Genomic DNA, 15,241 nt, shown 5'->3' with positions numbered 1-15,241 from the left:
CCGCGAGTATAGCGACTCGCGCTTGGCTGACGAGCGAGTCAGTGCCGGCCGACCAGCGAGCCCTCGAGGCTGCCCAGGTCGACGAAGGCCTTGTGCTTCATGACCACGAAGGGGCGCTCGTCGAAGGCGATGTGGCCGGCCCCGTCGTGCTCGAAGATCTGCACCTTGCCCAGGCCGACGTCCCCCGCCCCGTGGTTGTAGTACTGGACCTCGAGGCTGTAGGGGTAGCCCGAGGGCTTGCCCAGGATGGTGAACACCTCGGGGCCGTAGCCGTTGCGCACGTCGAAGTCGAGGGCCCCGCCCGAGCGCAGGGCCCTGCGCTCGTGGAAGGCGTGCGAGCCGAGGCCGTCGCGGATGTGCAGATCGACGTCGCTGCCCCCCTTCTCCCAGGTCAGGGCGAAGCGCAGCGAGGGCTCGGTAGCGACCGCGGCCTCGAGCTGCTCGGTCCGCCGCGTGATGTCCTGACGCAGGTGCGGCTCGGCGGCGATCCACACCGCCGCGATGACCCCCAGGTCCTCGCGCAGCACGGTCTCGATGCCCTCGAAGTCGCCGCTCCAGTCCCGGCGCAGGGCGTCGGCGAGCACGGTGAAGGCGTCCTTGGGTCGACCCGCGCGGAGCTGGGCGAAGGCCAGCAGGCGGTGGCTCGAGGGGTGGTCGGGGCGCTGGCGTCGGGCCTGGGCGTAGCTGTCGATGGCCAGGCGCGCCCCGGCGCTACCCAGGCGCTCGAGCCGGGCGCTGGCGAAGCGGCGCATGTCGGCGCGGTCGGGGTACATGTCGATGATCGAGCCGTAGGCCCGGGCCGCGTCGTCGAGGGCGTGGTTGGCCTCGAGCGCCTCGCCCAGGGCGACGACGGCCATGAGCGACCTGGGCTCGGCCTCTCGCCAGCGCCACGCGACCTGCTCGGCCTCCGCGGCGTGACCCCAGGCGATGAGGTTCATGACCGCGAGCATGTTGCCGCGGTAGCTGCCGTCGAGGGGGCGCGCCGGCGGCAGCGCCCGGGCCTTGCCGCTGCGCCGGCGGTTGCTGACGGGCCGAGCTCGGCGCGGATCGTCGCGGCGCTCGGCCGGCGGCGCCGCGGCTTCGGCCGTCCCCGCGTCCTCGCTCGCCTCGCCGCCTTCGTCGGCGCTGGCCTCCTCGGCCATGGTCGGCAGCTCCACGGGCAAGCTGCCGCCCTCGCCCACGCCGACCAGCGGCGCCGCGGCGATCATCGCCGCGTCCGCGTCGCGGCCCGGGTTGGGGATCTGCGTGATCGCGTAGAGGCGCAGCTGCTCCGCGCCGAGGCGCTCGCGGGCGAAGCGAGGCAGGCGGGTCCTGGCCAGCGGCACCTCGTCATCGGCGATCGCGTTGGGCACCCCCCGGCGGCGCCGCTCGACCCCCGAGGGCCCGACCACGAGCACGTCCGGGAGCCCCGCGACGTCCATCTTGACCGCGCCGTAGTCGTCCTCGTCGGCGAGCATGACCAGGCGCGTGTAGTCGTTGACCACCCGGTTGCGCCGGGAATTGGTCACGATCTTCTGCCACAGCTGCTTGGCCACGTAGGGCTGGACCGCGGCCTTGGACGTGTCGGCCTCGCGCTCGAGGGCCTCGACCTGAAAGTCGATGCGCGCGTTCTCGAGGGCCCAGCCGACCAGGGGCTCCTCGACGTCGAGGATGGGCACGTCGAGGGTCTCCTTGCCGTGGGCGTCGACGGTCACGCGCAAGGTCGCGCCCACGGTCTCGACGTCGGCGAACACCAGGATCTCGTCGTCGGACTGGACCCCGTGCACGACCTCCGGATGGAACCAGCGCGCGCCGGGGACCGCCACCCGGACCTCGTCGTGGACCTCGCGCCGGAGCCGACGCACGAGCACCCGCGAGGCCTCTCGGCGATCGAGGACCAGGCCGGAGTCGGGCAGCTGGGTGACCAGGCCCTCGAGGCGCGGGTGGCCCAGATCGCCGACGTCGGCCAGCACGTCGACCCGCACGACCCCCGCGTCGGCGAGCTCGCGCACGCTCTTGAACAGCGCCCGGCGCCCCTCGACGCCCGCGGTGGCGAGGCCGTCGGAGACCAGGATGACGCGATCGACGGCGCGATCGCGGCGCGCGGCGGTGTGCCGGAGCACGCCCACGATGTCCGAGGCCCCGAGCGCTCGGCGGTCGCGGAGCTCGGTGAACACCGAGCGATCGATCTCGCCGAGGGGGCCCTCGTAGAGGGTCTCGTAGCGCTGGTCGAAGGCGACCAGGCGCAGGGGGATGTCGTTGCCGGTCCACGGCTGCAGCGCGACGATGAGGTCGGCGAGGGCCTCGACGCGCTCGGGGTAGTCGACGGCCTGGGACGCGCTGGTGTCGAACAGCACCGTCAGCCCGTTGAACGCGGCCTGGTGATCGTGGCTCAGGGGGTTGACGCGCACGGCCACCTTGCGGCCGCTGCGGACCCCGACCCGGCGCTTGCCCGAGTTGGGCACGACCAGGTCCCCCGTCGGCGTCCAGTCGAGGTGGGTCCGGCTCAGGTGGCGGTGGCCGGACTCGTCGTAGCCGAGCACCTCGGGCACGCGGCTGCCCGCGAACACGTCGACCAAGGGGTTGGGCTGGCCGTGGACGACGGCCTTGACCGAGGCCCGGCGCACGTCGTGGATGCCCTCGAGGTAGACGCGGTAGGTCTCGTCGACGTCCTCGAAGGTCTCGGCGTAGGTCAGGATGAGCTGCTGCACCGAGCCGCCGGGGATGCGCGGCAAGACCACGCGGAAGGCCTGGGTGCCCTCGCGCGGCGCCGGGCTGAACACGGCCTCGGGCGGGGTGAACAGCGAGGGCAGCGCGGTCCCCCGGGTGCGCTCGACGACCTCGGCCTCGCGCCACGAGCCCTCGATGAAGGCCGCGAAGCGGGTGACCCGGGCGTCCGCCGGCAAGGTCACGAGCAGCTCGGCGTCGACGGGCCCCGGCTCGCCGTTTTCGAAGTCCAGGCGCATCTCCGTGAGCGCGAGGGGATCCTCGACGATGGCCGAGAGGCTCAGTCCGACCAGCGGCAGGTCCGTGCCGTCCCGACCGACCAGGCGAATCGGCCGCTCGTCCCGGGGCGCGGGGGTCTCGTAGCCCAAGTCGCCGAGGTCGAGGGGCCGCCGCGTCTCGTCGTCGTCGTTCGTGACGCAGCCGGCGACCAGGACGATCACCAGCACGACCAGCCACGACTCGGAGTGCCGCGGCGCGCTCCTCAGCGCCCGGAGGACGCTCCGAAGCACAGAGCAGGGCATGGGCTCGACCGCGCGCATCACCCGAGATTCACCTTCGCACCGCCCCAGACCACGGCGTAAGCTCGGACCACCGACCGAGGCACTCGTTCCAGAATGCCCCATCGATCGCCCGCGCGCCATCGACTTTGGGGCGTCCCAAACCTTTCCTGTCGCGCGCAATCGACAGGAATCAGAGTTTTTGTTCCTTAGTGAGGCGCGAGGGAGCACTCGAGTGGCGACAAGAACGCCACACGCGGCGGTGCGATCTGGGTCGAGACGCTGCGAACGCGCGCTCAACCAGGGATCAGCCGGGCCAGGGTCCGCTCGAGGCTGGCCAGCTCGAGCGGTTTGCGCAACAGCGCGCCCGCGGCCTCGACCGCCCGCGGATCGGCCTCGGCGGCCAAGCCCGTCATCAGCACCGTCGGCAGCTGCGGCCATCGCCGACCGACCTCGCGCAGCAGCCCCGAGCCGTCGAGCACGGGCATGGCCAGGTCCGTCAGCAGCAGGCCGACCTCTCGGTGCGCGTCGAGGCAGGTGAGGGCCTCGCGCCCGTCGCAGGCCGAGACCACCGCGTGGCCGAGCTCGCCGAGCATCTGGCCCACGGCCCGGCGCACCGTCGGATCGTCGTCGACCACGAGGATGGTCGACGGGCGCGCCCGCGGCAGGGCCTCGACCTCGGCCTCGTCGAGCTCCCCGTCGACCCGCGGCAAGCACACCGAAAAGCGCGTCCCCTGCCCCGGCGCGCTGACCAGCGAGATCTCCCCGCGGTGCCGACGGACGATCCCGTGGCTGACCGAGAGGCCCAGGCCCATGCCGCTGGCCCCCTTGGTCGAGAAGAAGGGGTCGAAGAGGCGGCGCTGGGTCTCCTCGTCCATGCCCGAGCCCGTGTCCTCGACCTCGGCGTAGACCCGATCGCCCTCGACCCCGGTGCGCACCCACATCCGTCCGCCCTCGGGCATGGCGTCGAGGCCGTTGAGGATCAGGTTGACGAGGACCTCGCACAGCTCGGCGGCGTTGCCGTGGATCAGCAGCTTGGCGTTGGCCTCGAGCGGGCGCGCCTCGAGCTCGAAGCGCCACTTGCCCCCGCCGCCGCCGGGCTGCCAGCGCGGGCGGGTCAGCGCGACCGCGTTGGCGACCACGTCCCCGAAGTCGATGAGCTCGAGGGCCTCGGGGTCGCGGTTGCGGGCGAAGCTCTGGATCCGGCGCACGGTCACCGCCGCCTCGCGAGCGACGCGCTCGATGACCTGCAGATCCTCGCGGACGTCCTCGGCCACGGCGGGGCTGCGCACGAGGATCTGCGCGTGGGCGAGGATCGAGGTCAGGGCGTTGTTGAAGTTGTGGGCGACCCCGGCCGAGAGCTCGCCGAGGGCCCGCAGCCGCTCGGCCACGCGCTCGCGCTCTTCGAAGGCGCGCAGGGCCTCCGCCGAACGCTTGCGCTCGGTGATGTCGTGGACGGCCACGAGCACGAGGCTCTGGGAGCGGCCGAGCACGGGGTGGTAGCCCGGGGAGTCGAAGCGGGCGAAGTCGAGGTCGACCCAGCGCAGCGCGCCGTCCTCGCGGACCACGCACCAGTCGGGCATGCTGGCGTGGCCGCCCGTGTCCTCGAGCGACCCGAGGGTGCGGCGCAGCTCGGCCTCGGTCTCGGTTTCGGTCTCGGTCACGCCGTAGCCACGCAGCAGGCGGACCAGGCCCTCGCCCTCGAGGCCAAAGCGCGCCCCCGAGCTCGACGCGTCCCCCTGCGCGCCGACGAGGATGTCGACGGCCCGGGCGTTGGCGCTGCGGACCTCGAGGCTGGCGGCGTCGACGATCACCAGGCCGTCGCGGGCGACCTCGAAGGTCGCGCGGTAGCGGGCCTCCGAGGCCTCGACGGCCCGCTGCCGGGCGAAGCGCAAGCTGACGTCGCGGGCCATGGCCACGACCACGTCGCGACCGAAGAAGCGGCCCTTGTTGAGGGTCACCTCGGTCGGGAAGGCCTCGCCGTCCTTGCGCCGACACCACCACGTGAAGCGCTGCGCCTTGCCCATCCACGCCCGGCGCAGGCGCTCGCGGGTCGCGTCGAGGTCGAAGCGCTCGGGGTCGGCGAGCATCCGCCCGGGCCGCCCGACGAGCTCGTGCTTGGGGTGGCCGAACATCTCGACCAGCGCCCCGTTGGCGTCGAGGATGGTCCCCTCGCGGTCGAGGATGCCGACCCCGTCGCCCATGGCCTCGTAGAGCCCCCGCCAGGTCTCGTAGACCGAGGCCGCGTCCGGAGCCCCTCGACCACCCCGGCCCGCTGGACCCGACGCATGCCCCGTCTCCTTCACGACGACCACCTCGCTACCGTAGCGGAGCCCAACCGGGGCTCCCAGCTGCGCCTGTATCGCAGCGTGAGGGCGAACCTCGCCCGACTTGATCCGCACGCACGCGTCGGCCAGGATTCGCCCCTTGGACGACGCGAGCACCGAGCTGGACGCCGATCGGACCGACACGAGCGCGACGCGAGACTCGCCCGAGCGCGCCGAGGCCTCGGCAGCGACCGAGGAGTCGACGACCGAAGAGTCGACGCGCGAGGCGAGCGAAGCGTCGGCGACCGCCGAGTCGACGACCGAAGGGTCAGCCGCCCTCGACCCGCGCCTGCCCTCCCCCGTCGTCCCCGTGATCACGGCGCCCATGGCCGTCGATCGCCCCCCGGAGGCGGGCGGCTCCAAGGCGCTGTCCCGGGCCCTCGAGGAGAGCCTGGGCAAGGCCGGCGTGCGCCGAGGCCTCCAGCTGCTGCGCACCGCCAACGCCGAGGGACACACCCAGTGCCCGGGCTGCGCGTGGCCGGTCGGCGAGGCCGAGCGCCGCGGCGAGAGCCGGGCCCCGACCTGTGAGGCCGGCGCCCGGGTGCTCGCCGACTCCCTCAACCCCCGCCGCGCGACGGCGATGTTCTTCGCCAGCTACACCCTCGTCGAGCTCTCGGCGCGCAGCGATCACTGGCTCGGCGCCCAGGGCCGCCTGACCGAGCCGCTGCTCCACGAGGCCGGCGAGGAAGGCTACGCGCCCATCTCCTGGGACGAAGCCTTCGCGCTCGTCGGCCGCGAGCTCGCCCGCTTGCGCGACGCGGGTCATGGCGATCGCGCCGTGTTCTACGGGTCTGCGCGCAGCTCCAACGAGGCCGCCTTCGCCTACCAGCTGCTGGCCCGCGCCGCCGGCTCGCCCCACCTGCCCAGCTCCTCCAACCTGTGCCACGACGCCAGCGCCCTCGCCCTGCGCGAGGGCCTGGGTCTGGACCTGGTTCAGGGCACGGCGAGCGTCGCCGACCTCGAGGGCGCGGCGCTCATCGTGTGCATCGGCCACAACCCCGGGACCACCCACGCGCGCATGCTCCAGAGCCTGCGCCGGGCCAAGCAGCGCGGGGCGGCGATCGTCGCCGTCAACCCGATGCGCGAGTCGGGGCTGCTCCGCCACCGGGACCTGCGCGAGCGCAGCGACTGGTTTGGCCCCGCGCCGCGGCTCGCCGACGCGCACCTCCAGGTCCGCGTCGGCGGCGACCGGGCCGTGCTCGAGGCCTGCATCAAGGTCTGCTTCGAGAAGGACGCCATCGATCGCGCCTTCGTCGACGCCCGCTGCGAGGGCCTCGACGCCCTCGAGGCCGAGATCGCCGGGCGCAGCTGGTCCGAGCTCGAAGCCGCCAGCGGCGTCCCCGAGGCGCAGCTGCGCAGCCTGGGGGAGCGCTACGCCGCGGCCAAGTCGGCGGTGTTCACCTGGGGTACCGGGCTCGTGCAGCAGCCCGACGCGGGCGCGACCGTCTCGACCCTGCTCTCGCTCCTGGCGCTGCGCGGCAACCTCCCGGGAGGTCGCGAGCACGCCGGGCCCATGCCCCTGCTGGGCCACCACAACGTCGTCGGCTGCAAGCGCGCCGGCCTCGACCACGCCCCGGCGGCCGCCTTCGTCGAGGGCCTCGAGCGACGCCTGGGACTCCGCGCGCCCGATCCGAGCGCGGGCCACTCGAGCCTCGAGGCCGTCGACGCGATGCACCGCGGCGAGGTCGAGGTGCTGTTCAACCTCGGCGGCAACCTCCAGGCCGCCGCCCCCGACAGCCACCGCTGCGCCGAGGCCATCCGCCAGACCAAGCTCAGCGTGCACCTGAGCACCAGCCTCAACCGCGGGCACCTGATCACCGGCGAGCGCACCCTGATCCTCCCCTGCCTCGGCCGCTCCGAGCGCGACCCCGCCGGGCCCGTCAGCGCCGACGACCTCGACGGTCACCGCCGCCTGTCCACGGGCCTCGTCGCCCCCATCGCCTCGACGCTTCGGGCCGAGGTCGACATCCTGTGCAGCATCGGCGCGGCCATGGACGACGCCGCGTCTTCGGCCTCGGGCCTCGACTGGTCGGCGCTCGCCTCGGACTACGCCGGCCTGCGCGAGCACATCGACGCCCTCAGCCCGCGCGCCGACGCGAGCCCCAGCGCCCCCGCGCGGACCCTCTCGCTCGCGCCCCCGCCCCGCCCCGAGCCCGACGCGCCCCTGGCCGACGACGAGCTGTGGATGACCACGATCCGCAGCCATGATCAGCACAACAGCACGCTGTTCGGCAAGGGCGACCGCCTGCGTGGAATCCGGGGCTACCGCCGCCTCGTGTTCGTGAGCCTCGCCGACCTCGAGCGCCTCGAGCTCGAGCCCTACGAGCAGGTCGACCTGCGCTCGGACTACGCCGGCCGCACGCGCTTCACCCCGCGGTGGATCCTCGTGCCCTTCGACCTCCCCGCCGGCTGCTGCGCGACCTACTACCCCGAGGGCAACGTGCTCGTGCCCCTCGAGGCCCGCGACCCCAGCACGGGGGCGCCCGCGAGCAAGCGCGTCCGCGTCCGCGTCGCCCGCTCGGCCCCCCTGCCGGAGCGCAAGCCGCTCAAGCGCCTGCGCCGGTGATGCGCTACCCTGCGCCGACGTGCGACGCCTCGAGCATCCAGCAGCCCGCGGTCTCTTGTCTCGCCTCGCCCCGGCGCTGACCGTGGTGGCGCTGCTCGGCTGCGAGCCCCCGCCGGACACCAGCGGGAAGGCCGAGGGCGACGCGAAGACGGCGGAGGACTCGAAGGCGGCGGCGGATGAGGGCGCCGCCGTGGACCCCAACGTGTGCGAGCGCGGCCCCATCGAGGCCGAGCTGAAGCGCTTTTGCGACTACGACATCGGCATCCCGCCCGTGGCCGTCCCCAAGGTCCCGTGGGCTGGGCCCAGCTACCACCCGACCACGTCGACGATCATGACGTTGACCAAGCGCGGGCTCCTCGATCCTCAGGGCGCCAAGAAGTTCATCTCCATCCAGGACTGGCTCGCCGACCCGCCCCGGCGCGTGCCCGAGCCCGGCGAGCTGGCCATCGCCGTGGCCGCGGACGTGCCCGTGAGCGCCGTCGCCGAGCTCCAGCGCGGGCTCTCGGCCAAGGGCCGCAAGGAGGTCCGCTTCCTCGTCCAGGTCACCGAGGACACCCCCGTGCCGCAGCCGCGCCTGCCCGAGCTGCTCGAGACCCTCACCGCCCAGACCCCCGGCGACCCCAGCAAGCGCCTGATGCTCACGGGCCAGCTCATCAAGCAGCACGGGGCCGAGTGCCAGGAGCTCGGCGGCGCCTTCCAGACCCTCGCCATGGTCGGCCAGGACGAGCGCTGCGCCCACCTGGCCAAGGCCAGCGCCGCCGCCCTCGAGCACTGCAACTGCACCAAGCGCGACGAGATCATGACCCTGCTCTACGCCATGACCATGGGCTTCGAGCCGCCCAAGGGGCGGACCGCCGCCGTGCCCGTGGCTCTGGATCCTCAGGCCAAGTACCGGCCCAAGGAGGGCATGACCTTCGGCGAGCTCGCGGTCGAGCAGTTCACGGACACGCAGCTGCACCACCTGTGGCTCGACGTGGTCGCGCCGCCGATGGTCCCCGAGGGGGCGACGCCGCCGGCCGAGCCAGCTCCGGCTGCCCCCAGCGAAAGCGCCCCAGCGGCTGAAGCCGAGGCCGGGCCGACCCCGCCCGCGGCCCCATGAGCGTCACCCCAGCCTGGGCCCACGCCAGCGGACACGACACGCACGGTCGCTGGGCCCGCTTTCGCGTCGAGGGGATCGAGACCTGCATGCGCTGGATCCCCCCGGGCGCCTTCGTCATGGGCTCACCGGCGGACGAGCCCGGCCGCCTCGAGCGCGAAGGCCCCGCCCACCCCGTCGCGCTCAGCCGCGGCTTTTGGATGGCCCAGACGCCGTGCACCCAGGCGCTGTGGCGAGCCGTCATGGGCGACAACCCCAGCCGCTACCCGAGCCCCGAGCGCCCCGTCGAGAACGTGTCCTGGCACGACGCCCAGGCCTTCCTGAGCGCGCTCGCCCCCCGCCTCCCCGGGCTCGCGCTGCCCACCGAGGCCCAGTGGGAGTACGCCTGCCGGGCCGGGAGCACCACGGCGACCCACGCCGGGCCCGTCGAGCTGCGCGGCCTGTGCGACGCCCCCGTCCTCGACGCCATCGCCTGGTACGCGGGCAACAGCGGCGTCGGCTTTGACCTCGACGAGGGCTACGACTCCAGCGAGTGGCCGCAGATGCAGCACCCGCACACCCGGGCGGGCACGCGGGTCGTCGGCCTCAAGCGCCCCAACGCCTGGGGCCTGCACGACATGCTCGGCAACGTGTGGGAGTGGTGCGCCGACGGGCGGCGCCGCTACACCGTCGACGAGCAGCCCGTGTTCGACCCCATCGGCACCCGCGGGATCAAGCGATGCAGCCGCGGGGGCTGCTGGCACGCCGCGGCTCGCTACTGCCGGGCGGCCTTTCGTTACTGGCACCACCCGGACAACCGCAGCCACTACCTGGGCTTTCGCTTCATCGCGCCCGCCCTCGCCGCGCAGCAGCCCAAGGCGTGCTGAGACACTCGCGCGTCAGAAGATTGGGCCTGACACGCGGTACTAAGCCGCTGCGCCCGCGCTGCCGTCGTCGTAGCCGAGGTTGGGCGCGAGCCAGCGCTCGGCCTCGGACACGCTCATGCCCTTGCGCCGAGCGTAGTCCTCGATCTGGTCCCGCCCCAGGCGACCCACGGTGAAGTAGCGGCTGCTCGGGTGCCCGAGGTAGATGCCGCTGACCGCCGCGCCGGGCTGCATGGCGTAGCTCTCGGTCAGCGTGATGCCCTGGGCGGGCGCGCCGAGGAGATCGAAGAGCGCGCCCTTTTCGGTGTGGTCCGGGCAAGCCGGGTAGCCAAAGGCGGGGCGGATGCCGCGGTACTTCTCCTTGATCAGCTCGGCCTTGCTCAGGGCCTCGCCGCGGGCGTACCAGGACTGGCGCGCGCGCTCGTGCAGCAGCTCGGCGTAGGCCTCGGCCAGGCGATCGGCGAGGGCCTTGACCATGATCGCCGAGTAGTCGTCGTGGGCGGCCTCGTAGCGCGCGGCGAGCTCGTCCGCGCCCACGCCGGTGGTGCACGCGAAGGCGCCCACGTAGTCGACCAGGCCAGACTCGCCGTAGCTCGACAGCGGCGCGACGAAGTCGGCGAGGGAGCGGTAGACCGGGCGCTGCTCTCGGTTGGCCGACTTGGGCCCGCGCACCTGCTGCTGGCGGAGCATGTGAAAGCGCGCCCGCTCTCGCTCCCCCACGGCCCCAGGCTCCCACAGCACCAAATCGTCGCCGTCGGCGTGGGCCGGCCAAAAGCCCTGGACCGCGCGCACGCCCAGCTGGTCCTTGGCCACCAGCTCGTCGAGCATGCGCCGGCCCGTGTCGTAGAGCTCGCGCGCCGCCTCGCCGTACTTGGGGTGCTGGAGGATCCCGGGGAACACCCCGCGCAGGCCCCAGCTGGTGAAGAAGAAGGTCCAGTCGATGTACTCGGCGATCTCGGCCAGGGACACGTCCGAGATGACCCGCGCGCCGAGGAAGTCCGGGGTCGCGACCGTGTCGACGCCGTGGTCGAGCTTGGGGCCTTGGCGGCGCGTGCGGATCAGCGGGGTGATGGGGTTCTTGCGCTTGTGCTCGTGGAGCTCGCGGAGGCTCGCCTGCTCCTTGCGGTTGCGCGCGTCGAGGGTCTCGCGGCGCCCCGGATCCATCAGGTCCGAGACCACGTTGACGACCCGCGAGGCGTCCAGGACGTGGACCGTGGGCTCCCCGAAGTGCGGCGCGATCTTGACGGCCGTGTGCTGGCGGCTGGTCGTCGCCCCGCCGATCAGCAGGGGCGTGGCGAAGTCCAGGCGCTGCATCTCCTTGGCCACGTGGACCATCTCGTCGAGGCTCGGGGTGATCAGCCCGGACAGCCCGATGATGTCCGCCCGGTTCTCCTTCGCCGACTCGAGGATCTTGTCCGCCGGGACCATCACGCCCAGGTCGTGGACCTCGTAGTTGTTGCAGCGCAGGACCACCGCGACGATGTTCTTGCCGATGTCGTGGACGTCGCCCTTGACCGTGGCCAGGACCACCCGGCCCTGGGGCTCGAGCTCGCCCTCGCCCTGCTCGTCCTCCATGTAGGGCGTCAGGTAGGCGACGGCGCGCTTCATGACCCGGGCGCTCTTGACCACCTGGGGCAGGAACATCTTGCCCGCGCCGAACAGGTCGCCGACGACCTTCATGCCGTCCATGAGCGGGCCCTCGATGACCTCGAGGGGCCGGCCCAGGGTCTGGCGCGCCTCTTCGGTGTCGTCCTCGATGAAGTCGGTGATGCCGTGGACCAGGGCGTGGGCCATGCGCGCCCCGACGGACTGCTCGCGCCAGCTCAGGTCGATCTTGCGCTCCTTCTTCTTGCCCTTGAGGCCCTCGGCCAGCTCGATCAGCCGGTCGGTGGCGTCGGGGCGGCGGACGAAGAGCACGTCCTCGACGCGCTCGCGCAGCTCGGGCTCGATCTCCGCGTAGACCTCGAGCTGGCCGGCGTTGACGATGCCCATGTCCAGGCCCGCCGCGATCGCGTGGTAGAGGAAGGCCGAGTGGATCGCCTCGCGCACGAGGTTGTTGCCGCGGAAGCTGAACGAGAGGTTGGAGATGCCGCCGCTGATGCGCGCGCCGGGGCAGGCCTGCTTGATCCCGCGGCAGGCCTCGATGAACTCGAGGGCGAAGCGGTCGTGCTCTTCGATGCCCGTGGCCACGGCGAGCACGTTGGGGTCGAAGATGATGTCCGTGGGCTCGAAGTCGAGGCGCTCGCGCAGCAGGGTGTAGGCCCGCGAACAGATCTCGAGCTTGCGCGCCGCGCTCTCGGCCTGGCCGGTCTCGTCGAAGGCCATGACCACCAGGCCCGCGCCGTGGCGCTGGACCACCGCCGCCTTGGCCAGGAAGTCCGCCTCGCCCTCCTTGAGCGAGAGCGAGTTGACGATGGCCTTGCCCTGCACGCACTCGAGCCCGGCCTCGATCACCGACCACTTCGAGCTGTCGATCATGATCGGCACCCGGGCGACCTCGGGCTCGGAGGCGATCAGGTTCAAGAAGGTGCGCATGGCCTGCTCCGAGTCGAGCATGCCCTCGTCCATGTTGACGTCGAGGATGTTCGCGCCCGAGCGGACCTGCTGGACCGCGACGCTCAGCGCCCGGTCGTAGTCGTTGGCCTTGATCAGCTTGCAGAACTTGCGCGAGCCGGTGACGTTGGTCCGCTCGCCGACCATCACGAAGCCCGTGTTGCCGTCGATGGTCAGGGGCTCGAGGCCGGAGAAGTGCGACGCCTCGTAGTTGCGCTCGCGGGCCCCGTCGACCTCGGGGATGGCCCGGGGGGCCTTGCCCTCGACGAACTCGGCGATGGTCTCGATGTGCTGCGGGCTCGTCCCGCAGCAGCCCCCGACGATGTTGACCAGGTTGCTGCTGACGAACTCGCCCAGCTCCGCGGCGGTCTGCTCGGGCAGCTCGTCGTACTCGCCGAAGGCGTTGGGCAGGCCGGCGTTGGGGTAGCAGGACACCGCGCAGCCGGCCAGCTCGGCCAACTCGGCGACGTAGGGGCGCATCGCCGAGGCTCCGAGGGCGCAGTTGAGCCCGACGCTGAGCGGCTTGGCGTGGGCGACGGAGCGCCAAAAGGCCCCGATGGTCTGGCCCGAGAGGGTCCGCCCCGAGCGGTCGGTGACCGTCACCGAGATCATCAGCGGGATCTCGACGCCGCGGCGCTCGAAGACCTCGAACATCGCCATGATCGCCGCCTTGGCGTTGAGGGTGTCGAAGATGGTCTCGATCAGCAGCAGGTCCACGCCGCCCTCGATCAGGCCGTCGATCTGCTCGGCGTAGGCGTCGCGCAGCGTGGCGAAGTCGATGGCCCGGTAGGCCGGGTCCTCGACGTCGGGCGAGAGCGAGAGCGTCCGGTTGGTCGGCCCGATCGCCCCGGCCACGAAGCGCGGGCGCTCCGGGGTCGCGACGGCGTCGGCGGCCTCCCGGGCCAGGCGCGCCGAGGCGACGTTGAGCTCGCGGGCGAGGTGCTCGAGGTTGTAGTCGGCCTGGGCGATGGAGGTCGACGAGAAGGTGTTGGTCTCGACGATGTCCGCCCCGGACTCGAAGTAGATGCGGTGGACCTCGCGGACGATGTCCGGGCGGGTCAGGCTGAGCAGGTCGTTGTTGCCGGCCAGCGGCGAGGGGTGGTCGGCGAAGCGCTCGCCCCGGAAGTCCTCCTCGCCCAGGGAGTAGCCCTGGAGCATCGTGCCCATGGCCCCGTCGAGCATCACGATGCGCTCGCGCATGAGGGCCTGGAGGCGGTCACGGGTGGTCTGGGTCGAATCGGTCACGATGATGGCTTTCGAGCGAAGGCGGTAATGACTTGGAAGTAAGGTTTGCGGCGCTCTCGCGAGCTCAAGGCGCACTGCTCGACCTGCAGGCCAGCGCGGCGCATCATGACCTCCAGGACCTCGACCTCAAAGCCGTGGTTCACGTGGTCGTAAGCCCGCGCGATGGTGTCGTGCTCGTGCTCCGCGAGGGTCACGAGCGCGAGGGCGCCGCCGGGACGAAGCACACGCGTGGCTTCGGCGATGGCCTCCTCGGGAGCCAGCGAGTAGGTGAGCACGTGGAGCAGCAAGACCGCGTCGAAGGCGTGCTCGGCCATGGGCAGCGCGTGCATGTCGCCCATGCAAAAGCTGACGTTGGGCACGTGCTCCAGGCGTTTTTTGGCCGCCTCGAGCACCCGCTCGCTGGAGTCGAGGCAGGTCACACGGCGCGCGTGGGGGGCGAGCAGCTCGGCGTTGACGCCGTCGCCCGAGCCCACGTCGAGGACCTCCCCGAGGGCCATGAACCCCAGCAGCGCGCGGGTCGTAGCCTCCCAGGTCCGACCGGGCGAGTAGTGGCGCTCCATCTGCCCGGCGACCTCGTCGGGCCAGGGCAAGCGAGAGCTCCGCGCGGCCAGGGCCGCGGCGCGGCGGCGCTGATCCTGAGCCAGCTGCGCGTCGTCGAGGCCGTCGTGAACGAGCTTCCACATCGACCGGGCCGCGTCGTCCACCTGGGCCAGATCGAGGGAGTAGTAGCTCGACGAGCCCTCCCGCCGATCCCGAACCAGGCGCGCGTCCTTGAGCTTGCGCAGGTGGTTGGACACCCGGGACTGGGGCAGGTCCGTCGCCCGGGTCAGCTCGGCGACGCTCAGCTCCTCGTCCAGCAACGCCAGCAGGCGCACCCGAGTCGGGTCCGCGAGCACGGACAGCAGGTCCACCGTCTGGCTGAGGTCGGGCATGGCGGGCATCGATATCCGATCATCAGGATGAACGGATATCCTGATGATTGCCACGAAGAGGCTGGCGAGACAAGCTCTGTTGGCCAATTAACAGCGACGCGCAACTAACGCCGCCCTGACCCCGTGTGTTCACTCTCGCTCGAATGGGTGATCTCGCCAGGATGATCTCGCGGCGCGAGAGCGCGAGGACTGCACCTGCACGACGGACTGCCACGGCAACCTGTACTGCAACCCGGACTTCGGCCTTTGCATGCCGCCGTGAGCGGGCTGCCGGCCTAGCTCGAGGACAGCTCGATCGCCTCGTCGAAGCCGACCGCGGCCAGGAAGTCGGCGTCGTGGCTGGCGACGAGCAACCCGCCCGGCCAGGCCTGCAGCGCCTTGGTCAGCGCGGCGAGGCCGACGAAGTCGAGGCTGAGCGTCGGCTCGTCGAGGACCAGGAGCTCGACCGGTGGCCGG

General features: G+C 72.3%; 7 protein-coding genes. 3 read left to right on the top strand and 4 right to left on the bottom strand.

Features of this window, described 5'->3' with window-relative positions:
* Positions 1-38 precede the first annotated feature (38 nt).
* Complete coding sequence (locus PPSIR1_RS00255) at positions 39-3,245, bottom strand: hypothetical protein (RefSeq protein WP_006968943.1); 3,207 nt, start codon at positions 3,243-3,245, stop codon at positions 39-41.
* A 254-nt stretch (positions 3,246-3,499) separates the two neighbouring features.
* A complete protein-coding gene (locus PPSIR1_RS00250) occupies positions 3,500-5,518 on the bottom strand; it encodes an ATP-binding protein (RefSeq protein WP_198154424.1) in 2,019 nt (672 codons plus the stop codon).
* A gap of 112 nt (positions 5,519-5,630) precedes the next feature.
* Between PPSIR1_RS00250 and PPSIR1_RS00245 the strand changes: the two genes are divergently transcribed.
* From PPSIR1_RS00245 to PPSIR1_RS00235, 3 genes are read left to right on the top strand one after another with little or no spacing between them, the layout of a single operon-like run.
* Positions 5,631-8,096, top strand: a complete 2,466-nt coding sequence (locus PPSIR1_RS00245) for a molybdopterin-dependent oxidoreductase (RefSeq protein ID WP_006968941.1) — start codon at positions 5,631-5,633, stop codon at positions 8,094-8,096.
* Positions 8,097-8,115: 19 nt separating this feature from the next.
* Positions 8,116-9,195 (top strand): hypothetical protein, encoded by a 1,080-nt coding sequence (locus PPSIR1_RS00240; protein ID WP_157595053.1) that lies wholly within the window; start codon positions 8,116-8,118, stop codon positions 9,193-9,195.
* Positions 9,192-10,058 (top strand): formylglycine-generating enzyme family protein, encoded by an 867-nt coding sequence (locus tag PPSIR1_RS00235; RefSeq protein ID WP_006968939.1) that lies wholly within the window; start codon positions 9,192-9,194, stop codon positions 10,056-10,058. Before PPSIR1_RS00240 ends, PPSIR1_RS00235 begins: the two co-directional genes overlap by 4 nt.
* A 39-nt stretch (positions 10,059-10,097) precedes the next feature.
* On the opposite strand, the gene metH is transcribed toward PPSIR1_RS00235, so the two are convergent.
* The gene (gene metH / locus PPSIR1_RS00230) at positions 10,098-13,853 is read right to left on the bottom strand and encodes a methionine synthase (RefSeq protein ID WP_006968938.1); all 3,756 of its coding nucleotides are present in this window, start codon (positions 13,851-13,853) and stop codon (positions 10,098-10,100) included.
* Complete coding sequence (locus PPSIR1_RS00225) at positions 13,850-14,794, bottom strand: ArsR/SmtB family transcription factor (protein WP_198154423.1); 945 nt, start codon at positions 14,792-14,794, stop codon at positions 13,850-13,852. Before PPSIR1_RS00225 ends, metH begins: the two co-directional genes overlap by 4 nt.
* Between the last annotated feature and the right edge of the window lie 447 nt (positions 14,795-15,241).

This window comes from Plesiocystis pacifica SIR-1 (genome assembly GCF_000170895.1).
GTDB classification, from domain to species: domain Bacteria; phylum Myxococcota_A; class Polyangia; order Nannocystales; family Nannocystaceae; genus Plesiocystis; species Plesiocystis pacifica.
The sequence above is the reverse complement of the archived record's forward strand: the minus strand, read 5'-3'. Positions and strand labels throughout refer to the sequence as shown.